Source organism: Mesorhizobium sp. M0870, from assembly GCF_040319775.1.
Lineage (GTDB): Bacteria > Pseudomonadota > Alphaproteobacteria > Rhizobiales > Rhizobiaceae > Mesorhizobium.
The window spans coordinates 147353-168782 of sequence record NZ_JAMYOI010000004.1; the positions used below are offsets into that span (position 1 = coordinate 147353).

The 21430-nt window shown below is 63.6% G+C and carries 19 protein-coding genes; 7 read left to right on the forward strand and 12 right to left on the reverse strand.

Annotated elements, in window-relative coordinates; all coding sequences use genetic code 11:
* Positions 1-19: 19 nt before the first annotated feature.
* Positions 20-1315: a DUF445 domain-containing protein gene (locus NKH97_RS07020; RefSeq protein ID WP_128303991.1), complete on the reverse strand. Its 1296-nt coding sequence runs from the start codon at positions 1313-1315 to the stop codon at positions 20-22.
* Between the two features lie 276 nt (positions 1316-1591).
* Between NKH97_RS07020 and rirA the strand changes: the two genes are divergently transcribed.
* Complete coding sequence (rirA, locus tag NKH97_RS07025) at positions 1592-2053, forward strand: iron-responsive transcriptional regulator RirA (RefSeq protein ID WP_023812242.1); 462 nt, start codon at positions 1592-1594, stop codon at positions 2051-2053.
* A gap of 34 nt (positions 2054-2087) precedes the next feature.
* Here rirA and NKH97_RS07030 read toward each other — a convergent pair whose 3' ends face one another.
* From NKH97_RS07030 to hemP, 5 genes are read right to left on the reverse strand one after another with little or no spacing between them, the layout of a single operon-like run.
* Positions 2088-2876 carry a heme ABC transporter ATP-binding protein gene (locus NKH97_RS07030; RefSeq protein WP_023812243.1) on the reverse strand — a complete coding sequence of 263 codons (789 nt, stop codon included), beginning with the start codon at positions 2874-2876 and terminating at the stop codon, positions 2088-2090.
* Positions 2877-2882: 6 nt separating this feature from the next.
* Entirely contained in the window at positions 2883-3980 is a 1098-nt protein-coding gene (locus tag NKH97_RS07035) for a FecCD family ABC transporter permease (RefSeq protein WP_128303990.1), read from the reverse strand.
* 11 nt (positions 3981-3991) lie between these two features.
* Positions 3992-4900, reverse strand: coding sequence for a heme/hemin ABC transporter substrate-binding protein (locus NKH97_RS07040; protein ID WP_023812245.1), 909 nt, complete (start codon positions 4898-4900; stop codon positions 3992-3994).
* 10 nt (positions 4901-4910) lie between these two features.
* Positions 4911-5972 carry a hemin-degrading factor gene (locus tag NKH97_RS07045; protein WP_023812246.1) on the reverse strand — a complete coding sequence of 354 codons (1062 nt, stop codon included), beginning with the start codon at positions 5970-5972 and terminating at the stop codon, positions 4911-4913.
* A gap of 23 nt (positions 5973-5995) precedes the next feature.
* Complete coding sequence (hemP, locus tag NKH97_RS07050; protein WP_023757683.1) at positions 5996-6202, reverse strand: hemin uptake protein HemP; 207 nt, start codon at positions 6200-6202, stop codon at positions 5996-5998.
* 198 nt (positions 6203-6400) lie between these two features.
* Here hemP and NKH97_RS07055 point away from each other — a divergent pair, with 198 nt between their 5' ends.
* From NKH97_RS07055 to hmuQ, 4 genes are all read left to right on the forward strand, one after another.
* Positions 6401-8611: a TonB-dependent hemoglobin/transferrin/lactoferrin family receptor gene (locus tag NKH97_RS07055; protein WP_352609578.1), complete on the forward strand. Its 2211-nt coding sequence runs from the start codon at positions 6401-6403 to the stop codon at positions 8609-8611.
* 5 nt (positions 8612-8616) lie between these two features.
* The gene (locus tag NKH97_RS07060) at positions 8617-9060 is read left to right on the forward strand and encodes a hypothetical protein (RefSeq protein ID WP_023812248.1); all 444 of its coding nucleotides are present in this window, start codon (positions 8617-8619) and stop codon (positions 9058-9060) included.
* A 91-nt stretch (positions 9061-9151) separates the two neighbouring features.
* Positions 9152-10165, forward strand: coding sequence for a TonB family protein (locus NKH97_RS07065; protein WP_352795856.1), 1014 nt, complete (start codon positions 9152-9154; stop codon positions 10163-10165).
* A 60-nt stretch (positions 10166-10225) separates the two neighbouring features.
* On the forward strand, positions 10226-10540 hold the full coding sequence (gene hmuQ / locus NKH97_RS07070; RefSeq protein WP_023812250.1) for a heme-degrading protein HmuQ: 315 nt from the start codon (positions 10226-10228) through the stop codon (positions 10538-10540).
* A 13-nt stretch (positions 10541-10553) separates the two neighbouring features.
* On the opposite strand, the gene putA is transcribed toward hmuQ, so the two are convergent.
* Entirely contained in the window at positions 10554-14165 is a 3612-nt protein-coding gene (putA, locus tag NKH97_RS07075; protein WP_023812251.1) for a bifunctional proline dehydrogenase/L-glutamate gamma-semialdehyde dehydrogenase PutA, read from the reverse strand.
* Positions 14166-14327: 162 nt separating this feature from the next.
* Between putA and NKH97_RS07080 the strand changes: the two genes are divergently transcribed.
* Positions 14328-14780 carry an Lrp/AsnC family transcriptional regulator gene (locus NKH97_RS07080; protein ID WP_023812252.1) on the forward strand — a complete coding sequence of 151 codons (453 nt, stop codon included), beginning with the start codon at positions 14328-14330 and terminating at the stop codon, positions 14778-14780.
* 94 nt (positions 14781-14874) lie between these two features.
* Here the strand turns inward: NKH97_RS07080 and NKH97_RS07085 are convergent, their stop codons facing one another.
* Positions 14875-16074, reverse strand: a complete 1200-nt coding sequence (locus NKH97_RS07085; RefSeq protein WP_352439884.1) for a cytochrome-c peroxidase — start codon at positions 16072-16074, stop codon at positions 14875-14877.
* Positions 16075-16081: 7 nt separating this feature from the next.
* On the reverse strand, positions 16082-16531 hold the full coding sequence (locus NKH97_RS07090) for a FixH family protein (RefSeq protein WP_023812254.1): 450 nt from the start codon (positions 16529-16531) through the stop codon (positions 16082-16084).
* 151 nt (positions 16532-16682) lie between these two features.
* On the opposite strand from NKH97_RS07090, the gene NKH97_RS07095 reads away from it, so the two are divergent.
* Positions 16683-17603: a sugar kinase gene (locus NKH97_RS07095; protein ID WP_128304045.1), complete on the forward strand. Its 921-nt coding sequence runs from the start codon at positions 16683-16685 to the stop codon at positions 17601-17603.
* 50 nt (positions 17604-17653) lie between these two features.
* On the opposite strand, the gene NKH97_RS07100 is transcribed toward NKH97_RS07095, so the two are convergent.
* From NKH97_RS07100 to NKH97_RS07110, 3 genes are all read right to left on the reverse strand, one after another.
* Positions 17654-18676: an aldose epimerase family protein gene (locus NKH97_RS07100; RefSeq protein ID WP_352795859.1), complete on the reverse strand. Its 1023-nt coding sequence runs from the start codon at positions 18674-18676 to the stop codon at positions 17654-17656.
* A gap of 93 nt (positions 18677-18769) precedes the next feature.
* A complete protein-coding gene (locus tag NKH97_RS07105; protein WP_352720050.1) occupies positions 18770-20227 on the reverse strand; it encodes an NAD-dependent succinate-semialdehyde dehydrogenase in 1458 nt (485 codons plus the stop codon).
* A 223-nt stretch (positions 20228-20450) separates the two neighbouring features.
* The gene (locus NKH97_RS07110; RefSeq protein ID WP_128303984.1) at positions 20451-21401 is read right to left on the reverse strand and encodes an AEC family transporter; all 951 of its coding nucleotides are present in this window, start codon (positions 21399-21401) and stop codon (positions 20451-20453) included.
* Positions 21402-21430: the final 29 nt, after the last annotated feature.

Genomic DNA, 21430 nt, shown 5'->3' on the forward strand with positions numbered 1-21430 from the left:
GCGCCAATCGGGCCGCGCATCAATTCACGAGGAACAGCCGCTCGGCCACATAGAGCACGACACCGGCGAGGCCGCCGATGATCATGCCGTTGAAGCGGATGTATTGCAGGTCCTTGCCGATGTTCATCTCGATCAGCCGCGTCAGCTGGGCAAGGTCCCAGCGCTTGACCTGGTCGGCGATGAATGTCGACACGCCGGCCTTCTGGCTCTCCACGAACGACGCCAGCGCCACCACGAACCCCTGGTTCATGTCGGCCCGGATCTGCGCATCGCCGGCAAGATGGCGGCCGACCTCGACGAACATGTTGGCAAGATGCGCGCGGACAACCGAATTCGGCGCCTTGGCGTCCTGCTCGATGAACTGGCTGAGGCTTGCCCACATGTCGCCGGCCAATCCCCTGACTTCCGGCCGGGCCAGGAAATCGCGCTTCAGCTTCTCGGCACGTTTGGCGTATTGCTTCGATGTCCTCAGCTTTTCGATGAAGCCTTGAGCGAAATGGTCGAATTCGGCGCGCATCGGGTGATCGGGATCGGCCCTCACCTCGTCGAGCAGCGAACCGGCCGAGGCGACGATCTTCTTCAGGAGATAGGCGTCGGCGCGGAACAGGTTGAACAGCGACGGCAGTTCCTCGCGGATCTTCTCGCGCATCGTCGCCAGCGCCTGTTCGTCATTGAGGAACCTGCCGATCACCTTGGTGAACTCGTCGAACAGTTTCTGGTGGCGGCGGTCGTCGGTAAGCGCTGACAACAGCTCGGCGGCCAGCGGCGCCAGCGGCACCTTTTCAATCTGTTCGAGCATGCGGCTGGTGACGAAGCCGCGCAGGCCGGATTGCTCTATCGCCGCCAGCGTCTGCGGCACCAGCCGCACGACGAAGCGCGACAGGCCGGCGGCGCGCTCCGCATCGGCCAGCCAGTCGGCGACGAGTGCCGAGAAATCGACCTCGGCGAGCTTTTCACGCACCGGTTCAGGCGCCAGGAAGTTGACCTCGATGAAGCGGCCGAGATTGTCGGCGATGCGGTTCTGGTTCTCGGGTATGATGGCGGTGTGCGGGATCGGCAGCCCCAGAGGTCGCCTGAACAGCGCCACCACCGCGTACCAGTCGGCCAGCCCGCCGATGGTCGCCGCCTCGGCAAAGGCAGCGACGAAGCCGAGCCACGGGTGGATGTGCTCGAACGATTTGGCGAGCGCAAACACCGCCACGCAAAGCGCCAGCGCGGCGGCCGCGAGGAATTTCGTCCGCCGCAACGCGGAAAGCTTGGCATCCGCTTCGGCATCGAAACGGACCGGCGCCAGGGGCGAAGCCGATTGTGACATGGGTGAGCCGCTCCTCGTCGATCTCAGCCTATTTAGTGTTCCGAGCGCCGAAATACCCGCGACAGCGGGTTTCGTCCGGCATCTTCTCCGGCTGCGCACACAAAGTTGAGGAGAAAATTCATCTATCGCACGAAGCTAGTCTGGAATTATTCCAAGGTATAGGCCATATTCCGCCCGAGCCAATGTGGCGAATCCGGAAATTCGGGTCAAAGCCGCATCAGCAAGAATTTCCAGATCTGGCGTGGTTGCACCGCACCAGTGCCTTGTGAGGACAAAATGCGGCTTACGCGCCAGACCAATTATGCCATGCGCATCTTGATGTATTGCGCGGCCAATGATGACCGATTGAGCCGCATCCCGGAGATCGCGGCCGCGTATTCGGTGTCGGAGCTTTTCCTGTTCAAGATCCTGCAGCCCCTGGTCGAGCACGGCCTTGTCCAGACCGTGCGGGGCAGGAATGGCGGCGTCAAGCTTGGCCGTGCCGCCGAAGCCATCAGCCTGTTCGATGTCGTGCGCGTGACAGAAGAGAGCTTCGCCATGGCCGAATGCTTCGAGAACGATGCCGCCGAATGCCCGCTGGTCGACAGCTGCGCGCTGAACTCGGCGCTGCGCGAGGCGCTGAACGCGTTCTTCGCCGTGCTCGCCCGCTACACGATCGCCGATCTGGTAGCGGCGCGGCCGAATGTGCGCAACCTGCTCGGCATCGACATGTTGGAGCGCCGCGCCCCGGCTGCCTAGCCCAGCCAGGGGCGCGGGCTAGGTTTGCAATAAATTAAGCTGCTGACTGAGGCAGCACGAACGGCATATTGCCGGCCGGCAGCACGCCGACCCTGAGCCGGCAGTCGAACACTTTTTCGATCAGGTCATCGCTCAGCACATCCCGCGGCGACCCGGTGGCGGCGAGCCGGCCGCGATGCATGACGAAGATCCGGTCGGCATACATGGCCGTCAGATTGAGGTCGTGCAGGATGGCGACCACGCCGCCGCCCCTTCTGGCGAAGTCGCGGGCAATGTTCATGATGATCAGCTGGTGCTTGATGTCGAGACTGGAAACCGGCTCGTCGAGGAACAGAAAGCGCGGCTTGCCGTCGAGCACCGGCGCCCAGACCTGGCACAGCACGCGTGCGAGCTGAACGCGCTGTTGCTCGCCGCCCGAAAGCTCCTGGTAGAAACGGCCGGCAAAGCCGTCGAGATCGACACGCGCCAGCGCCCGTTCCGGCAGCCGCGCATCCTCGCCCGGCAGGACGCCTGAGCGGCCGCCGACAAGGCCAAGCTTGACCACTTCCCGCACGGTGAACGGGAACGACAGCGTCGTCGCCTGCGGCAGCACAGCGCGATGGACGGCCACCTCGACCGGCTTCATCGTCGAGAGATCTCGGCCGTTGAGGGCAACGCGCCCGGTATAGGCGAGTTCGCCGGAGAGTGCTTTGAGGAAGGTCGTCTTGCCCGAACCATTGGGGCCGACGATGGCGGCGATCTCGCCGGGCCGCGCGTGGAAATCGACACCACTGACGATAGGCTTGCCGGCGATATCAACCGAAACATCCTTGGCCTCGATCATCAAGCCTCACAAATCAACCACGCCGCGCTTGCGCAGCAGGATCCAAAGGAAAAACGGCGCGCCCGCTATCGCGGTGACGATGCCTATCGGCAGTTCGGCCGGCGCAACGATGGTGCGTGCGACCGCATCGGCCAGAAGCAGCAGCGAGGCGCCGAGCAGCGCCGACGCCGGCAGCAGATAGCGATTGTCCGGACCAATCAGCAGGCGCAGCAGATGCGGCACCACGATGCCGACGAAGCCGATGCCGCCGCTGACGGCGACGGATGCGCCGACCGCGGCAGAGACGCCGACGATAGCCGTGTATTTCAACCGCTGCACCGGAATGCCGAGATGACCGGCGGTCGCCTCGCCAAGCGCCAGCGCGTTGAGGCCGCGTGCCAGGAACGGCATCGCCGCCAGCGCCAGCACGATGATCGGCCCTACCGACGCGATCTTCGCCCAGGTCGCGCCACCGAGCGATCCGAGTTGCCAGAAGGTCAGGTCGCGCAACTGGCGATCGTCGGCCATGAAGATGAGGATGCCGGTCAGCGCCATGGCGAGCGCCGCCAGCGCGATGCCGGCAAGCAGCATTGTGGCAACCGAGGTTTGCCCCCGCCGCGTCGCGACCTGATAAAGCACCAGCGTGGTGGCGAGCCCGCCACAGAAGGCCGCCAGCGGCAATGCGAGCGTGCCGAGCAAGACGGTCACCGGAGCCAATATCGTGGCGCCGAGCACGATGACGGCAACCGCGCCGAGGCTGGAGCCGGCCGAGACGCCGATCAGGCCGGGGTCGGCCAGCGGATTGCGGAACAGTCCCTGCATGACCGCGCCGGAGACCGCGAGCGCCGCGCCGACCAGCATGCCGAGAATGATGCGCGGCAGGCGGATGTCGTAGACAATCAGGCTGTCGCGGGCGCTCACCGCGGCGTCATCAGGCACTGTGCCGAACAGCCAGTCGCCAATGACGTTGACGGCCGAAGCGTCCGAAGCCCCCGATGTCAGCGACAGAAAAATGGCAGCCGCGAGCCCCAGGCACAGCAGAAGGATGACGATGCGGGCGCGGCCCGACCGGTCGCCTTCGGATACGCTTGCCATCACCGGGCCGGCGATCGATTGATCGACCATGATCCGCCCGTTCAGTCCGTGACCTGCCCGCCATAAAGCGAGACAGCGAGGTCGTGGATGGCATCGGCCGTGCGTGGCCCGAAGCCGAGCAGATAGGCACCGTCGATGCGGATCAGCTTGCGCGCCGTTCCGGCCGGCGTCGAGGCGATCGACGGATTGCCGAACAGTTCGTCGTCCGACACCGGAGGCCCGGCATTGCTCATCATCAGGATCACGTCCGGTCTGGCGGTTATGATCGCCTCGTCGGACATTTGCTTGTAGCCGGAAAAGCCCTCGACCGCGTTGACGCCGCCAGCCAGCTTGACCATACCGTCGGCCGCGGTCTCGCTGCCGGCCGCCAGGATCTTGCCGCCCTGTATCGACAGCACGAACAGGATGCGCTTGCGCTCCTTGATCGACGCCGTCTGCTTCTCAGCTGCCGTGAGCTTGGCATCGAGCTCCCCGGCGAGCACCTCGGCCTTGGCATCGACGCCGAGCGCCTTGCCGACGATACGGACCTTTTCGAGGATGCCTTCGTGGCTATAGTGCTCGGGCACTTCGATGAACGGGACGCTCGTCTTCTTCAAGACATCGACGGCTTGCTTGGGACCGCTGCCATGCAGCGCCAGGATGCCGGTCGGGTTAACCGACAGCACCCCCTCCGGCGACAGCCCGCGCATGTAGCCGACATCGGGCAGCTCAAGCGCCGCCTTTGGGTACCGGCTGGTGGAATCGCGAGCCACCAGATGCTTTTCCTCGCCGAGCGCATAGACGATCTCGGTGATCGAGCCGCCAACGGCCACGATTTTCGAAGGATCGGCAAACACGGCCGTGCCTTCCATGGCGCTGGCGGATTGCAGTGCGATAACAGCCATGGAGAGACCGATCACCGGCCCGAAAATAGATCCGCGCACGGTCGACAATCTTGGGAAAAAACGCATCGCATTTTCCTCAGGCTGCGGTCGGGCTTGGGATGCGCGGCAGGTTTTCCGCCAGGAAGCGCCAGTCGTCCCGCTCGCTTTCGCCTTCATGACGCTTGCCGAAGAACTGGATGAACATCTTGCCGTCGGCGTCATAGACCTCAAGCGAGGTGACATGACCGTCCTTGGTCGGCTTGCGCACCGCCCAGACCTCCTGGATGTGGTCGGTCCGCAAATGCAGGTGGAAGGTTTCGTCCAGCACGTTGATCCATGGCCCCATCGGCTTGATCGACTTGATCGGACCGGAATGGATCTGGATGCATCCGCGGTTTCCCACAAAGCACATGATCGGCATCTCGCCCTCCGCGGCGTGATGGAACATGGCACGGACGCCATCATTGTCGAGTTGCCAGGCATAGTCTTGCCCGACCAGGCGGACCGCCTGCCGGCGGCTCAGCTTCAGCGTCTTCAGCATGCCGAAGAACTGGTGCACGTCGGTCAGCCGGCTCCAGCGGTCGCGCAGATCGTCGAGATTGGCGCTCGCTTCGTCGCCATGGATCTCGTCATCGGGGAGTGGTCCTGAAATGTCGACCGTCGGCTCCTGATTGGACGATTCGAGCGCGGCAACCAGTTTCTGATAGGCATAGAGGCTGGAGGCCGGACGCAAATGCACCTTGTGCACGGCCTCGCCCGCCGCATCGAAAAACTGCAGGCTGCGGCGGATTTCGTCGCCGTCTCGCTTCTCGACGGCAAAGCCGTGTGCCCAGACCTTCGGGAAGATGCGCAGGTCGATGTTTTCGCCAAGCACCATGGCATTGTGGTTGCCGGTGACGACTTTGTCATAGACGCCGATCTTCTCGTGCACCGCGCTTTCATTGCGGGTCAGCGCCATGACCTCGCCGACGGCTTCGAGACCGGTCAAAAGATCGTTGACGCGTGGCTCGACACGGACGACGCCGTCGCCGCAGTGGGCTGCGACCAGCTCGGCCTCCGAAATGCCGAGCTGGGCGGCGAGATCACGCTCGCGCGTCTTCGGATTGTCTGTCCGTGCCCGCCGGATTTCATGCGGGGCGGGTTTTACGCGCTGGTCCATGTCTTGGTCCCTGTGGCCTTGCCTTACTTGTTGAGAATGAGCTTGCCCTGGCGGGTGATCTTCAGCCGATAGAGCGCGCCATGATGCTCGATGCCGATCTCGTGCTCGCCCTGGAACAGGGTGTTGCTGGACAGGGTTCGCACCGCCAGCGGAACCCGGTCGAAACGGGCGGAGGCATCGTCGGAACGGCGGACGCGATAGCGAAAATCGTTGGGATTGTGGGTGTTCATCTGGATGGATCCCTTTCCTGTGCCGGGCGTCTGGCTAGGCGTTGCGTAATCCGATTCATTTCTTGACTTGAATAATCATGTTTACTAGTCAGTGCAATACCGGATTAAATGAGTCAACATTTAAGACCCCGGACATGATCAAAAATGCCAGCCAGCCCCGGGCCAGCCAGCATGAAACCTGGACTTTGGAGTTGGGGCATGGGGTTTGTGACTTGGGAATGGCGCGGCCGGTCGGCGGCGAACGGCGCAGCGGCTTTGCTGGCAAGCGTGGCGGCGATCGCCTTGTCGGCGCAGCTGGCCAACGCTCAGCAGGCGGCGCAGCCGGCGGACCAGCAGACAGATCAAACGAAGAAGGCCGACGAAGAAAAGGCGGCACAAGCGGGCGCAACGCTGCTCGACAAGATCCTCGTCATCAGCCGCACCGGCGAAACGGCGATCGAATCGCTGGCATCGACCAGCCATGTCGGCCAGGAACAGCTCGACCGCCGCATGGCGACGACGCCGAACGAGATGCTGCTCGGCGTGCCCGGTGTCGCCGCGCAGGCCGACGCCAGGCGTGTCAGCACCAGCATCAACATCCGCGGCTTGCAGGATTTCGGCCGCGTCGCGGTCATTGTCGACGGCGCGCGCCAGAATTTCCAGCGCTCAGACCACGGCACGCAGTCGACCTTCTACATCGACCCCGAACTCGTCAAATCCGTCGACGTGATCCGCGGTCCTGTCGCCAACACCTACGGCTCGGGCGCCATCGGCGGCGTTGTCTTCTTCGATACCAAGGACGCCGGGGATTTCCTCAAGCCGGAAGAAACATGGGCCGGCTCCGTCACGGGACGCTATGAGAGCAACGGCAAGGGCTGGACAACAAGCGCATCCGGTGCCTACCGCCTCAACGAGAACTGGGATGTGCTCGGCAACATCGTCTACCGCAACTATGACGACTACAAGGATGGCGGTGGCGACACGGTCAAGGGCACCGGCTTCGATGTGCTGAGCGGTCTGCTCAAGACCACCATCCGCCCGACCGACAACAGCGAACTGAAGCTCGGTTGGGTCGGCTCGAGCGACGGCTGGAACGAGATCAGCGGCGGCGTGCCGGTCAATGACGTCGACCTGAAGTCGAACACCTTCACCGCCCGCTACAACATTACGGATGAGGACAAGAGCTGGCTCGATCTCCATATCAACACCTCCTACAACAAGACCAATCTCGATCTGACCAGCCTCGTGCCTCTCAACCGGTTTGATCCGAGCACCGGCCTTCCAGTTGTTTTGCCGGCTGGCTCGACATCGACATTCGACATCGGCACGACCAGCATCGACATTTGGAACACGTCCAGATTCGAGACCGCGGGAATCGCGCACGAACTGACCTATGGCGGCGACTGGGCCGGCGATAACGTCGAGACCGGCGGCACGGCCGGTGGCGACAGCTTCTATACGCCTTCCGGTAAGCGGAACGTCTCCGGCGCCTATGTCCAGGACAAGCTCACCTGGGAGTGGCTCGAAGTCATCGCCGGGCTGCGTTACGACAATTACAGCCTCAAGGATGACACACACGAAACGTCGGGGGACCGGTTGTCGCCGCGCATCACCGTCGGCGTCTCGCCTTTCGACAGCGCCAGCCTTGCCGGCCTGCAATTCTACGGCACCTATGCGGAAGGATACCGGTCACCCTCCCTGTCGGAAACACTGATCAGCGGTCGCCATCCGGCGGGTGTCACCTTCCCGTTCCTGCCCAATCCCAATCTGCGGCCGGAAACCGGAAAGACCGTCGAATTCGGCGTCAACTACAAGCAGAATGATATCCTCGAAGCCGACGATGCGCTGCGCATCAAGGCAGCCTATTTCAACAACGATGTCGAAGACTACATCGATGGCGTTACCCTGTCGCGGTTTGACCCGACAGCCGGCTGCCCGAGCGGACCCGGTATCCCGATATGCTTCCAGTACCAGAATTTTGCCAAGGCCAAGATCGACGGCTTCGAACTTGAGGGCGTCTATGATGCCGGATGGGGCTATGCCGGGCTTTCGGCCTCAATCACCAATGGTCATACCATTTCCTACAGGGACGTTCGGGCCGATCTGCTGACCATCCCCTCATCCCAGGTCACCGCGCAGCTCGGCTTGCGCTTCCTCGAGGACAAGCTAACCGTGGGCGGCGAAGTGCAATACAATGGCAAGCCCAAGGGCAACCCGATCGCCGAGGACTACACGCTGGTCAATGCTTTTGCCAGCTACCAGGCGACGGACAATTTGAAGATTGATTTCCGCGCCGACAATCTGTTCGATGTCAAATACGCCAACCCGCTCAACCTGACCACGGCCGGCCAGCCGCCGCAGCCGGTCTTCGCGGCCTACGAGCCCGGCGTCACCCTGAAGCTGGCGGCGACGATGCGATTTGGAGGCTGATGACCATGACGAGCTTGATGACATCCCTTCGTCTGCTGACCTCGATGCTGGCGATGTCGCTTGCGATGGTTCCGGCGTGGGCACAAGAGTCCGCGCCGGTCCCCGCACTCACCCTAGAACTCAATGGTGCGCAACCTTCCGACAAGGGTTGCCGCCTGACGTTCGTGGTCAACAACAATCTCGGCGCCGACCTGTCCAAGGCTGCGTTCGAGATCGCCTTGTTCAACGAGGCAGGCGTCGTCGACCGGCTGACCGTGCTCGATTTCAAGGAATTGCCGGCGGGCAAGACCAAGGTGACGCGTTTCGATCTGGCCGGCACCGAGTGCTCGAAAGTCAGCCGCGTGCTGATCAACAGCGCGACCGAATGCACCGGTACCGGCGTCGAACCGAACGCCTGCATGCGCAAGCTGAAGACGGACACCAAGACCGGGATCGCTTTCGGAGTCTAAGGTGGGACTGCATCCCGCATTCCTGCAAAACAATGCGGCGTGGCCAGTTGCCGGCCACTGCCGACTGCCGCTGCGAGCGAACGATCTTGATTTGACAATTCTGCTCTTGTCGCTGCAGGTCTCGCGGCGAGACATGCAGGATATCAGTCCCCTCCCCGAAGCCAGCGCCGAGCTGGCGATAGAGCCAACCGAGCCGCTCGCGCTACCGCGGCCATCGGCCTGGAACCGCAAGTGGACGGCGGCGATCGTCGTCTCCTGCCTGCTCCATGCCGCGGTGGCAGCGGCCTTTCTGATCTCCCCTACGGGGACTTCCAGTTTCCAAGATGCCGAGCAGCCGGAAGGCAGTGAACAGTCGGGCACCAACGTGGTCGGCAGCGCGCTGGACAAGGACCCGACGGCAATAAACGTTGCACTGGTGCCGAACCCGCAACCCGCCAAACCACAGCCGGCAACGCCGCCCAAGCCAACGCCGCCAACAGAGCCTTCGCAACCCGCGAAGGACGCAGCAAAGCCGCTCAAGCCTTTGCCGGAACCTGCCAAACAGCAGACGGTGACGCCCGACATATTGGTGGCCGGCGCCCCTCGCCCCGATGACCAGAGCGTGGCTCCCAAGGCCGAAACGCCGGCGCAGCCGATCGTGCAGGCCGAGAGCGCCGAAGTGCCTGTCGCCGTTCCAAAGCAGCCACCGATCCCCAGCGCCAGGCCAACGTCGGCAGCTGCCCCTTCAAAGACGGCGGATGAGAAGCGCGGCACGGCGAATGGCGAGGACCGGTCGGCGCAAGCAGCCAGCAAGGGCAAAAGGCAAAAAGAGGCAGGCACGGCCGCGGAAGACAATTACCGCGGCGATGTTTTTAGAAAACTCGGCAGCGTCAATCGCACCCTCCCGCCTTCCCTACAGCTGGCGGCACGCAACAATGCGGTTGTCACCTTCGTCATAGGCAGGAAGGGCAACATAAACGAGTTGCGCATCCTGGAGACCTCAGGGTCGGCGGCTTTCGATCAGGCGGCGCTTGGCATTGTCCGCAAGGCAGCCCCCTTCCCTCCAATTCCACCACAGGCAGCAAGCGCAAATTTGGAGTTCGAGACCGAAATCGGCCCATTTTGAATGTGCGCAGAACAAACGCTGCAGCCGCCAATCATCAACATCCGCACGAGAGGAACCGCCATGTACATCGCCATGAACCGCTTCAAGGTGCAGACCGGCTCGGAGAACGATTTCGAAGCCGTGTGGAAGAACCGCGATTCCAGCCTCGCTGAGATGAAGGGTTTTCGGGAATTCCACCTGCTGCGTGGCCCGGTCAACGAGACCGAAGGCTACACGCTGTTTGCGTCGCACACGGTGTGGGCGAGCCACGAGGATTTCATCGCCTGGACCAAGTCGGAGAATTTCCGCGCCGCCCATCGAAATGTCGGCACGACGAAGGTCCACTATCTCGGTCACCCCCAGTTCGAAGGTTTTTCGGTCGTCGAAGGCGCTTAAATACTGGCCGGGCTCAAGCTCCGGCCAGCAGGCTCGCATTGCCGCCGGCGGCGGTGGTGTCGACGCAGACAGCCCGTTCATGTGCATAGGCCGCCGGGTTCAGTACCTCGCTGACCAGCGGCACGATCGGGCCGGAGCGGTCGGCGATGACCTTGCGCACGATGCGTGCAGCCTCCGGCGTGCCCGAAAAGGCGACGACATCGACGCGCAGTGAGCGTGCTTCGACCGGATCCGGCCGACCATCGATGGCGGCCAGCGGCAAGCCCTTGCCGGTCAATGGGGAAAGGGCAGCCGGTGCGCCGGGCGCCACGGCCAGCACCGCATTGCCGGCGGCGAGCGCCTGGATCGTCTGCGCCAGCAGCGTATCGCCATCGGGACCGAGGCACAGCACCCGTCCGCGTGGCGAGAGCGAGAGCGTGTTGGCCTCGCCGGTCGGCCCGGGCAGGTCGATCTGGCCGAAATCGATGCCGGCGGCCGCACCTATGGCCGCAGCACCCTTGCCGCGCAGATGCTTCCTCAGAATGGCGATCCGGTCCGGACGCGTCGACCAGCCGCCAAGTGTGGGATCAGGCAGATTGTCGGCAAGCTCGGTCGCCGTGACCTTATGGCCATCCTGCAAATGGGTGCCAGCCTCCGGCCCTTTGCGGAACCGGCGGAGGTAGTGCGGGCCGCCGGCCTTCGGCCCGGTGCCTGAAAGCCCCTCGCCACCAAACGGCTGCGAGCCGACCACGGCGCCGATCTGGTTGCGGTTGACGTAGATGTTGCCGGCATGGATGCCGTCGACGAAATGCTGCACGCGGCCCTCGATACGGGTGTGCAGGCCGAAGGTCAGGCCATAGCCCTTGCGGTTGATGGCGGCGATGACCGCGTCGATTTCGTCGGCGTCGAACGTAGCGACATGCAGCACCGGCCCGAACACCTCGCGCTCCATGTCCTCGATGCCCTTGACGCGGAAAACATGCGGCGCAACGAAGCGACCTTCCTTCGGCGCTTCGAGCTTGGCAATCAGCCGGCCCTGCAAGCCCATTTTCGTGCAGTACTCGCGGATAGAGCTTTGCGCCTCGTCGTCGATGACAGGGCCGACATCGGTCGAAATCCGCCAGGGATCGCCGATGCTGAGCGCCTCCATGGCGCCCTTCAGCATCTCCAGCATTTTCTTCTCCACGTCCTTCTGCACATAGAGCACGCGCAGTGCCGAGCAACGCTGGCCGGCACTCTGGAATGCCGAGGCGAGGATGTCGCGCACCGCCTGTTCGGGCAGCGCGGTGGAATCAACGATCATGGCGTTGAGGCCGCCCGTCTCGGCGATCAGCATGGCGTTGGGCGCGGCCGTCTTGGCCAGTTGCTTCTCGATCAGCTTGGCGACCTCGGTCGAGCCGGTAAAGCAGACGCCGGCGATGCGCGGATCTGATGTAAGCGGCCCGCCGACCGACGGGCCGTCGCCAGGGAGCAACTGGATGACGTCTTCCGGCACACCGGCCTCGCGCAGCAGCTCGACAGCCCGGAAGGCGATCAGCGGCGTCTGCTCGGCCGGCTTGGCGATGACCGAATTGCCGGTGACAAGTGCGGCCGCGATCTGGCCGGTGAAGATGGCGAGCGGGAAATTCCACGGCGAAATGCACACGATGGCGCCGCGCGCTTGCGTGCCCGCCTCCGCATTGGCCGCCTCGGTGGCGTAGTAGCGCAGGAAGTCGACCGCCTCGCGCACTTCGGCGACGCCGTCGGCCAGCGATTTGCCGGCCTCGCGGGTGGCGAGTGCAAAGAACTCGACGGCTTTGGATTCATAGAGAACGGCGGCACGGTTGAGGATGGCAGCGCGCTCGGCGACGGAACGTTTTGCCCATGCCGGCTGCGCTTCCACCGCAAAGCGCACGGCGGTCGCGACTTGCTTGGCGGCGGCTTCGCTGACCGTACCGACCACTTCGGAAGGCTTTGCTGGGTTGACTATGGGACGCTGCTTGCCGTAGCCGGCGGCACGGGTGATCGGCTTGGCATGCCAACGATCCGGCCCAGCGAAGGCCACCCTGGCCTTGTCGATCGCCGCCAGCGTCACCGTGTCGGTGATGTCGAATCCTTTCGAATTGCGACGCCCGGCCCCAAAAATCTCGGAAGGCCGGGCAATCGCCGGATTGGTGGCCGGACCCTGGCTCTCGACCGTTTCGAGCGGATCGCGCGCAATGTCCTCCGGCTCGACGTCCTCGTCGGTCAGTTGGTGCACGAAGGAGGAATTGGCGCCGTTCTCCAGCAACCGGCGGACCAGATAGGCCAGCAGATCGGAATGCGCACCGACCGGCGCGTAGATGCGGCAGCGTGTGCCTTCGGACCGTCGCACCGTCTCGTGCAGCGCCTCGCCCATGCCGTGCAGGCGCTGGAACTCGAAGGAATCGCGATTATCCGCCATCGCCAAGATGGCGGCGACGGTGTGGGCATTGTGGGTGGCGAATTGCGGATAGATGCGGTCGGTCATCGATAGCAGCTTTTTCGCGCAAGCCATGTAGGAAACGTCGGTGTTGGTCTTGCGGGTGAAGACGGGATAGCCTGACAGTCCGAGCGTCTGCGCCCGCTTGATCTCGGTGTCCCAATAGGCACCCTTGACCAGCCGCACCATGATGTTGCGGTCGTATTTCCTGGCCAGCGCATAGAGCCAATCGATGGCGAAGGCCGCGCGTGGCCCATACGCTTGCACCACCACGCCGAAGCCGTTCCAGCCGGCGAGCTCCGGCTCGGCCAGCACCCGCTCGATGACGTCGAGCGACAGATCGAGGCGATCGGCCTCCTCGGCATCGATGTTGAGGCCCATACGCGAATGGCGCGCGGCAAGCGCCAGCGACAAGAGCCGCTCGGCCATCACAGGCAGCATCTCTTCCTTCTGCGCCACCTCGTAGCGAGGATGCAGCGCCGAAAGCTTGACCGAAATGCCGTGGTTCTGCCTGATGTCAGGACCGTTGGAGCCGGAATCGAGCGACGAAATCGCGTCGGCATAGGCCTTGTGATAGCGCAAGGCGTCGGCCTCGGTGCGGGCCGCCTCGCCCAGCATGTCGAAGGAATAGAGGTAGCCCTTCTGCGTCATCGGCCGGCCGCGCTTGACGGCTTCCGTGATGGTGCGGCCGAGCACGAACTGCTCGCCCATCTCGCGCATGGCGGCGGCCACCGCCTTGCGGATGACCGGCTCGCCCAACCGCCGCACCATCGAGCGCAGCGTGCCTTCGATGCCGCCCTCGCCCTCATCGAGGACGCGGCCGGTCAGCATCAGCGCCCAAGTCGAGGCGTTGACGAAGATGGAGCTCGAACCGCCCGAATGCGCCGACCAGTCGTGCGGCGCGATCTTGTCGGCGATGAGGTCGTCCATCGTTTCGGTATCGGGCACGCGCAACAGTGCCTCGGCCAGGCACATCAGCGCGACGCCTTCCTTGGTGGAGAGACCATAGGCCGAGAGGAAGACTTCCATCAGCCGGGGATCGGACGAACCGCGCACCGCCCGCACCAGATCGGCGGCGCGGGCCGAGATCGCCTTGCGGTCTTTCCCGGAGAGCGCCGTCGCGTCGGCAAGCCGCTTCACGGCCTCGTCTTCATCGGGCAGGTAGTTGGCGCGGATCTGCTGGCGGATGGCATCGAGCGCTGGCATGGCGGTCCCATGGATCGAGCAAAGGGATCGGGCCGGCGGTCACCGGACCGAATGGTGGAAGCTAGCACAGATGCGAATTTTCAATCGGTCCGAAGAAATCGACATTGCAGGTCATTCGATCTATCGTAGCAGCTCAAAACCGACATATGGACTGCATTTTCGATGACAGAAGACCAATTGGACCGCATCGACAGGAATATCCTGGCGGCGCTGGCAAGCGATGGCCGGCTTTCGATGTCAGAACTGGCGGCAAACGTCGGCCTGTCGAAAACGCCGGTGCAGGCGCGGGTGAAGCGGCTGGAGAAGGACGGCTACATCAGGGGCTACCAGGCGATCATCGACCGCGAGCGCATGGGCGAAGGCCATGTTGCATTCGTCCAGGTGAAATTGTCCGACACCAGGTCCGCCGCGCTCGATGCCTTCAACCGATCCGTGCAGGCCGTGCCGGAAATCGAGCAGTGCCACATGATGGCGTCGAGCTTCGACTATCTGCTGAAAGTCCGCACCAGGGACATCGCCGCCTACCGCCGCGTCCTCGGCGAACGCATCTCGGCCCTGCCCCACGTCGCCCAGACCTCGACCTTCGTGGCGATGGAGACAGTCAAGGATCGATGACCATGATCCCGAAAAGTGGAAGCCGGTTTTCGGACAAGATCATGGTCAAACGTAGAGCCCCATCCCGATACATCGGGATGGATCGGGCTCTAACTCACTCCGAAAGCGTCTTCAGGAAAGCCACCAGCGCCGCACGTTCACGATCCGACAGCCCCAGCGGATGAACTTCGGACGTACCCTCCACGCTGGGTGCAGCCTTGGCGTAGTGCGCCACGACCTCGTCGAGCGACGAAAACTGCCCGGCATGCATGTAGGGCGACCGCGTTGCCGCACCGCGCAGCGATGGCGTCTTGTAGGCGCGAACGAGTTCGGGCGCATCCTTGACCATGAAGCGCAACTCGCCGCAGGCGCTGGCGTCGCCATCGCGATAGGCGCCGAAGCAGTTGAACGGGTCCGCCTCGACTTGGCGCACGGCATCGATACGGCCGCGATCCGGCGGCAGGCCCGCAACGGATGGCACGCCGGTGTTGTGGAAGCTGTTGTCGGTGAAGCGCGGGCCGTTATGACAGGTCACGCAATTGGCCTTGCCGATGAACAGTTTAAGTCCAAGGATTTCTTGTTTGGAAAAGACAGCATCGCCCTTCGGCTCGGCACCGGTGGCGAGGTCCAGCGCAAAGCGGTCGAAACGCGTCGGCGCCGGCTCGATCGAGCGTTCGAAGGCGGCGATCGCCTTGCCGATATTGGCAAAGACGCCGTCGATTGCGCTGCGCTGCGCGCCGCTCATCGCATTCCAGGCCGCCTTCTCGGCATCGTTTCCAAGCGGGCTGGCATTCGACGGCATGCCCGAAAGATCGGGCAGCGGCCCGAAGATGCGCTCATAGCGCTCGCCGAAGCGCGCCTTGATGTAATGCGCGTAGGCGGTGCGGTTTCCCGCCTGCTCCAGCGGGTTTTCGAGCGGCGTCAGCGCTTGCGCCCACAGGCTGTCGCGGCGGCCGTCCCAGAAGAACCAGGGATCGCGCGCGACGCCGGCCAGCGGCATGGTCCGCCGGCTGGTACGGCCGACGCCGACGGCTTGCGGCAGGTCGTCCTGGAACTGGCGGTCGATCTTGTGGCATGTCGAACAGGATATCGACCCGTCACCGCTCATGCCCTGGTCGAAGAACAGCGTCGAGCCGAGTGCGGCAGCCGCCGGCACGTCGGCAAAACGATCGGTGGTGTCGGGCTTGAGCGCCGGCAGCGACGACAGCGCCAGCGAGGCGATGGTCGTCTTCTCGGCGTCGGAAAAATCCGGCTTCGTGCAGCCGGTAAGGACAACGGCCACCATTAGCGCCAGAAAACGCGAACGCCGCCTCATGTCCTGCTCACAGCACCACGTTGAAGAGCACCGTATCGGAGCCTGCGGTGGCCGAGATGGCGAAATGCAGCTGCCACCAGCCGCTCATGGTGAATTTCACCCCTTCGATCCGGTAACGCCCGTCGCCGAGATAGTCGGTCGCTTGCGGGCTGGTCGGCAGGCCGTGACTGTGCAGCGGCATGCCGCCGGAGATCGCGATCGCCGCCCCTTCCACCGGAGCTCCAGCCTTTGTCTTCAGCGTCAGCAGCCAGGATTGCAGTTGGCCTAGCCGCACAACGCCTCGCTCCGGCGCGAAGCTTGCCACGAACAGCCCGTTGGCGGTGTTCTTCGTCCGAGAGACATCCGGGCCGGCGGGCCGCGCCGACCGCGGCGCCGTCAGGTAAACGACCGCGAGAATGCCGACCAGCAAGGCAGCCAGACCAAGACCTGCCAGAAGATAACGCCATATCGATGCCAAACCGGTTCCTCTTCTGCAGACAACGCTCTGCCGAACGGATCGCATCCCGCCAGCCTGTGGGAAAACGCTGTGGCGGAAAAAACCCTGCTTGCCAAGCATGGCGCTGCCGGTGGCAAAAAGCTACAGCACCGAGATCACTGGAGGATTGCAGATGGCGGGAAACGGCGTCGCCTCGATCGGCGAATGCATGCTCGAACTGTCGGGCCAGACGGGACCGAACTGGCGCATAGGCTTTGCCGGCGACACGTTCAACACGCTGTGGGCGCTGCATGCACTGAGCGCTGAGCGGCCGGCAACCTATGTCTCGGCCTTCGGCGACGATCCATTCTCGCAAGGCCAGATCGATTTCTTCGCTGAAAACGGCATCGGCATCGGCTCCAGCCCGCTCATAGCGGGCGCGCGGCCCGGCCTCTATGCCATCACGCTGACGGGAGCCGAACGTTCCTTCACCTATTGGCGTGGCGACGCCGCCGCGCGGCAGCTTGTCTCGGACCCGGCCGCATTATCGAAAAACCTGGAAAATCAGGCACTTGTCTATTTTTCCGGAATCACTTTGGCAATTCTGGACGAAGCCGCGCGCGCTGAGTTGCTGGCCGCCGTCGCCAAGGCGCGTTCGGCTGGTTCACTTATCGCCTTCGACCCCAACTATCGGCCGCGGCTCTGGCGTGAGCGCGAGGATGCGCAGGCAGCGATCGTCGAAGCCCTTGCCGTCACCGACATCGCATTGCCGACCTTCCCCGACGAGCAGATGCTGTTCGGCGATCCAACACCGCAAGCCACAGCGAAGCGGCTCGGGCAACTCGTCGGCGAGGTCGTCGTCAAGAACGGCGAAGCACCGGCACTGATTGCCCAAGCAGGAACGCTGCGCGAAGTCCCGGCAATCCATGTCGCCGCTCCCGCCGATACGACGGGCGCCGGCGATTCCTTCAACGGCGGCTATCTTGCGGCTCGACTTGCCGGCCACGACCCGCTTGAAGCAGCACGCCGTGCGCATCGCGTCGCCGCCGCCGTGGTGCAGGTGCGCGGCGCGCTGGCGCCGTTCGAGACGCTGCGCGCGGCCTTCGCCGGCTAAAGTCTGTTGCGATTCAGGTCAGGCGGGCTTCACCTGAACATTGGCAGGCCTCAGGGCAGACGGAATCTGTATTCCGTCACGTGGTGGTAGATCGCGCCCGGCCACAGCGTCGCCTGCGGGAAATAAGGCCGGTTCGGCGCGTCCGGCCAAATCTGCGGCTCCAGGCAGAAGCCGCAAAAAGCCTTGTAGTCGCGGCCTTCCAACCCGGTGCGCGGCGTCACGTACTGGCCGGTATAGAGCTGGACGCCCGGCTCAGTGGTCCAGACCTCCATCTCGACACCGGAACTGGCGCCTTGCGCCCATGCCGCCTGCTTGAGCGGCCCGCGTGCCGAAGCGAGGCAGAAATTCTGGTCGTAGGGCAGCTGTTCGCCCTCGGTCTCCATGCGCAGCGGCCGCGCCTGGCGGAAATCGAACGGCGTACCGTCAACCGGCTTGACCACGCCGGTCGGGATCATGTCGCCATCGACCGGCAGGTAGGCGCCGGCATTCAGCATCATCCTGTGGTCGAGAATGTCGCCGGCGCCGCCATCATCCAGGTTGAAATAGGAATGCTGGGTCAGATTGCACAGCGTCGGCTCCTCGCAGGTGGCGGTCAGCTCGACGCTGAGCGTGCCGGGGATCTTCAACCGGTAGGTGCAGGTGACATCGAGCGCGCCGGGAAAACCCATCGCGCCCTCGGGATCGTGCAGGGTCAGCGTGACGAAATCCCTGCCATGCAAGGAAACCGTCCACGGCCGGTGGGAGTAACCTTGCGAACCGCCATGCAGCGTATGCCTGGCGAGGAAGTTTTGCTCGGTCTGATAGCGATTGCCGGCGATGGTGAAACGGCCGTCGCGGATGCGGTTGGCGTAGCGACCGACGACCGCACCGAAGAACGCCGTATCCGTCTCGTAGCTTTCCAAACTGTCATAGCCGAGCACCAGCGGCGCATCGTGCCCGGTGAGGCGCAGATCCTGGATGATCGCGCCCAGACCGATGATGTTGGCTGTGATGCCGCCGCCCCTGATCGTGAAGCGACGCACCTGCTCGCCAGGCTGCGTCGTGCCGAAAACCTCGCCGTCCTTCATCGCCATGCCCGTAAATGCCAGTTGATCCAGAAGACTTCGGCTGGTTTTCCCATGAGAGACAGGCAGGCCATCGGCCTCCCCATCTCAGGGAATATCCTATCAGAGGCCGAGGCCGCCGATGCAGACATATTTGGTGTCGAGATAATCCTCGATGCCCTGATGTCCGCCTTCTTTGCCGAGACCCGATTCCTTGACGCCGCCGAACGGCGCCTCCGGCGTGGTGATGAGGCCTTCATTGACGCCGACCATGCCGTATTTCAGCCCTTCCATGACGCGGAAGGCGCGGCCGAGATCGCCGGTGTAGAAATAGCAGGCGAGGCCGAATTCGGTGTCGTTGGCGAGTGCTATCGCCTCCTCTTCGGTCTCGAACTTGAACACCGGTGCGACCGGGCCAAAGATCTCTTCCTTCATGAAGCGCATCTTGGGCGTCGCATTGGCAATGACCGTCGGCTGGAAGAACGAACCGCCGAGCGCATGGCGCTTGCCGCCGGCAACGATCTTGCCGCCCTTGGATGTGGCGTCGGCGATCAGTTCTTCGACCTTCTCGACCGCCTTCTCGTCGATCAGCGGCCCCTGCTGCACGCCGTCCTCGAGGCCGGAGCCGACCTTCAGCCCGTTGCTGGCGGCAGCGAGCTTCTCGACGAACTTGTCATAGACACCAGCCTGGACAAGGAAGCGGTTGGTGCAGACGCAGGTCTGGCCGGAATTGCGATACTTGGCGGTGATCGCACCAGCGACCGCACGCTCGAGGTCGGCGTCATCGAAGACAATGAACGGCGCGTTGCCACCGAGCTCCATCGACACTTTCTTGACGGTGACCGACGACTTCTGGATGAGAAGCTTGCCGACTTCGGTCGATCCGGTGAAGGTGATCTTCGACACCAGCGGATTGGCGCAGATCTCGTCGCCGATCTCGCTTGCCGAACCGGTCAGGATGTTGACGACGCCCTTGGGGAAGCCGACCTCCGCTGCGAGCGCACCCCAGGCGAGGCCCGAATACGGCGTCTGCGAGGCCGGCTTGACCACTGCGGTGCAGCCGGCGGCGAGCGCCGGGCCGAGCTTGCGGGCCAGCATCGAGGACGGGAAATTCCACGGCGTGATGGCGGCGATGACGCCGACCGGTTCCTTGGTCACCAGGATACGGCGATCCGCCCACGGCGACGGCACCACGTCGCCATAGGTGCGGCGGCCTTCCTCGGCGAACCACAATATATAGGCCGCGGCGGAGCCGATCTCGCCCTTCGATTCGAACAGCGACTTGCCCTGTTCGATGGTCAGCAGTTCGGCCAGCACGTCCTGATTGTCCATCATCGCGTCGTGCAGCTTGCGCAGCAGCTTCGAGCGCTCGAGCGCGGTCGTCTTGCGCCAGGTCTTGAAAGCTTCCGCGGCGGCTTCGATGGCGCGGCGGGTCTCGGCTTTGCCCGACTTCGGCACGGTGCCGATCTTGAGACCGGTGGCCGGGTTGTTGACGTCGACCGTCTGGCCGCTGTCGGCCTGCACCCATTCGCCGTTGATGAGATTGGCCTGCCGCATGAAATGGCTGGTTTTCTGAAGCATGGTCTATCCTCCGTTCGGCGCGCTGACGGGCCGGTCTGTGAAATCTTCGGTGAGCGTGCGCCATGGACTGAAGCCGGCACGCCGGAGCCACTGCTCTTTACCGAGGGCAAGGCCCGCAAGCAATCGCAAGATGGCATATAGGGGTTGGACCAGCCCGAGGCGAGAGCAGGCCGGACATATGCCGTGCCGATCGCTGGCCGCACTATCTGACTATCGACATATCCTATCCGAAAACGTGGAGCACCACCGTCAGCCAGAAGGCGGTTGTAACAACCGCGCTCGCCGTGGCGATTGTCATCTGGTTCGACGCCAGCGCCTGGCCGGTGTTGAACTGCACGGCGATGAGATAGGAATTGATGCCGGATGGTAGCGCCGCCACCACCACCGCCACTTTGGCCGTCAATGGCGGCAGGCCAAGCAGCCAGACCAGACCGAGAACCAGAGCCGGCATCAGGAACAATTTCAGCACCGAAAGCGCCAGAGCCGGCCGGACATTGCCGGAGATACCGAAGCGGCGCAGGCTGAGGCCCATGGCGAACAGCGCCACTGGCCCGGCAGTGTCAGCCAGCGCATCGACCAGCCGTGTGGCAAGGTTCGGCAGCGGCGCGCCGGTTAGGCGCCATGCCAGCCCGGCCAGGATGCCGATGATCAGGGGATTGGTGAACAGTCTTCTCAGAAAGCTCTGGATGATGCGCAGCGGGTGTACGGGCTCGCTGCCACCGCGGCCAAATATCTCGAACATGATGATCGACGCCATCATCATGGTCGGCAGATGCACGGAAACGAGCAGCGACAGCACTTCGAATCCGCTGGACCCGAATACGCCGAGAACGAAGGGAATGCCCAGCAACACCACATTCGAGAAGGACGACGACACTCCACCGACGATACCTGTGCGTGCGTCCCGCCCGAAGATTCGCGTCGTCACCAGATGGCCGGCAGCCCATGTCATTGCAACCGCGGTGAAGTAAGCGCCCCACAGCGACCATGGCGCCACGCCATGGAAATCGGAATTCACCATCGTCCGAAACAGCAGCAGCGGCATCGCCACGTTGATGGCGAATTCGGAGATGCCGTCCCCGCTGGCCGGCTTTAGATAGCCGGTGAGCCCGGTGAGATAGCCGAGCGCGACGAGGCTGAAGACGAAAAGAACGGTTTCGGTGAGCGGCGACATTTTTCAGGGATAGGCGAGCCACGGCCGCG

Excerpts from the sequence above, each read along its gene's own strand:
- NKH97_RS07030 (WP_023812243.1), bottom strand. The coding sequence starts at position 2,876 with ATGATCGAGGCCAAGGATGTTTCGGTTGATATCGCCGGCAAGCCTATC.
- NKH97_RS07055 (WP_352609578.1), top strand. The coding sequence starts at position 6,401 with ATGGGGTTTGTGACTTGGGAATGGCGCGGCCGGTCGGCGGCGAACGGC.
- NKH97_RS07080 (WP_023812252.1), top strand. The coding sequence starts at position 14,328 with ATGACAGAAGACCAATTGGACCGCATCGACAGGAATATCCTGGCGGCG.
- NKH97_RS07105 (WP_352720050.1), bottom strand. The coding sequence starts at position 20,227 with ATGCTTCAGAAAACCAGCCATTTCATGCGGCAGGCCAATCTCATCAAC.
- NKH97_RS07110 (WP_128303984.1), bottom strand. The coding sequence starts at position 21,401 with ATGTCGCCGCTCACCGAAACCGTTCTTTTCGTCTTCAGCCTCGTCGCG.
- NKH97_RS07095 (WP_128304045.1), top strand. The coding sequence starts at position 16,683 with ATGGCGGGAAACGGCGTCGCCTCGATCGGCGAATGCATGCTCGAACTG.
- hemP (WP_023757683.1), bottom strand. The coding sequence starts at position 6,202 with ATGAACACCCACAATCCCAACGATTTTCGCTATCGCGTCCGCCGTTCC.
- NKH97_RS07040 (WP_023812245.1), bottom strand. The coding sequence starts at position 4,900 with ATGCGTTTTTTCCCAAGATTGTCGACCGTGCGCGGATCTATTTTCGGG.
- NKH97_RS07100 (WP_352795859.1), bottom strand. The coding sequence starts at position 18,676 with ATGGCGATGAAGGACGGCGAGGTTTTCGGCACGACGCAGCCTGGCGAG.
- hmuQ (WP_023812250.1), top strand. The coding sequence starts at position 10,226 with ATGTACATCGCCATGAACCGCTTCAAGGTGCAGACCGGCTCGGAGAAC.
- NKH97_RS07035 (WP_128303990.1), bottom strand. The coding sequence starts at position 3,980 with ATGGTCGATCAATCGATCGCCGGCCCGGTGATGGCAAGCGTATCCGAA.
- NKH97_RS07045 (WP_023812246.1), bottom strand. The coding sequence starts at position 5,972 with ATGGACCAGCGCGTAAAACCCGCCCCGCATGAAATCCGGCGGGCACGG.
- rirA (WP_023812242.1), top strand. The coding sequence starts at position 1,592 with ATGCGGCTTACGCGCCAGACCAATTATGCCATGCGCATCTTGATGTAT.
- NKH97_RS07085 (WP_352439884.1), bottom strand. The coding sequence starts at position 16,074 with ATGAGGCGGCGTTCGCGTTTTCTGGCGCTAATGGTGGCCGTTGTCCTT.
- putA (WP_023812251.1), bottom strand. The coding sequence starts at position 14,165 with ATGCCAGCGCTCGATGCCATCCGCCAGCAGATCCGCGCCAACTACCTG.
- NKH97_RS07020 (WP_128303991.1), bottom strand. The coding sequence starts at position 1,315 with ATGTCACAATCGGCTTCGCCCCTGGCGCCGGTCCGTTTCGATGCCGAA.
- NKH97_RS07060 (WP_023812248.1), top strand. The coding sequence starts at position 8,617 with ATGACGAGCTTGATGACATCCCTTCGTCTGCTGACCTCGATGCTGGCG.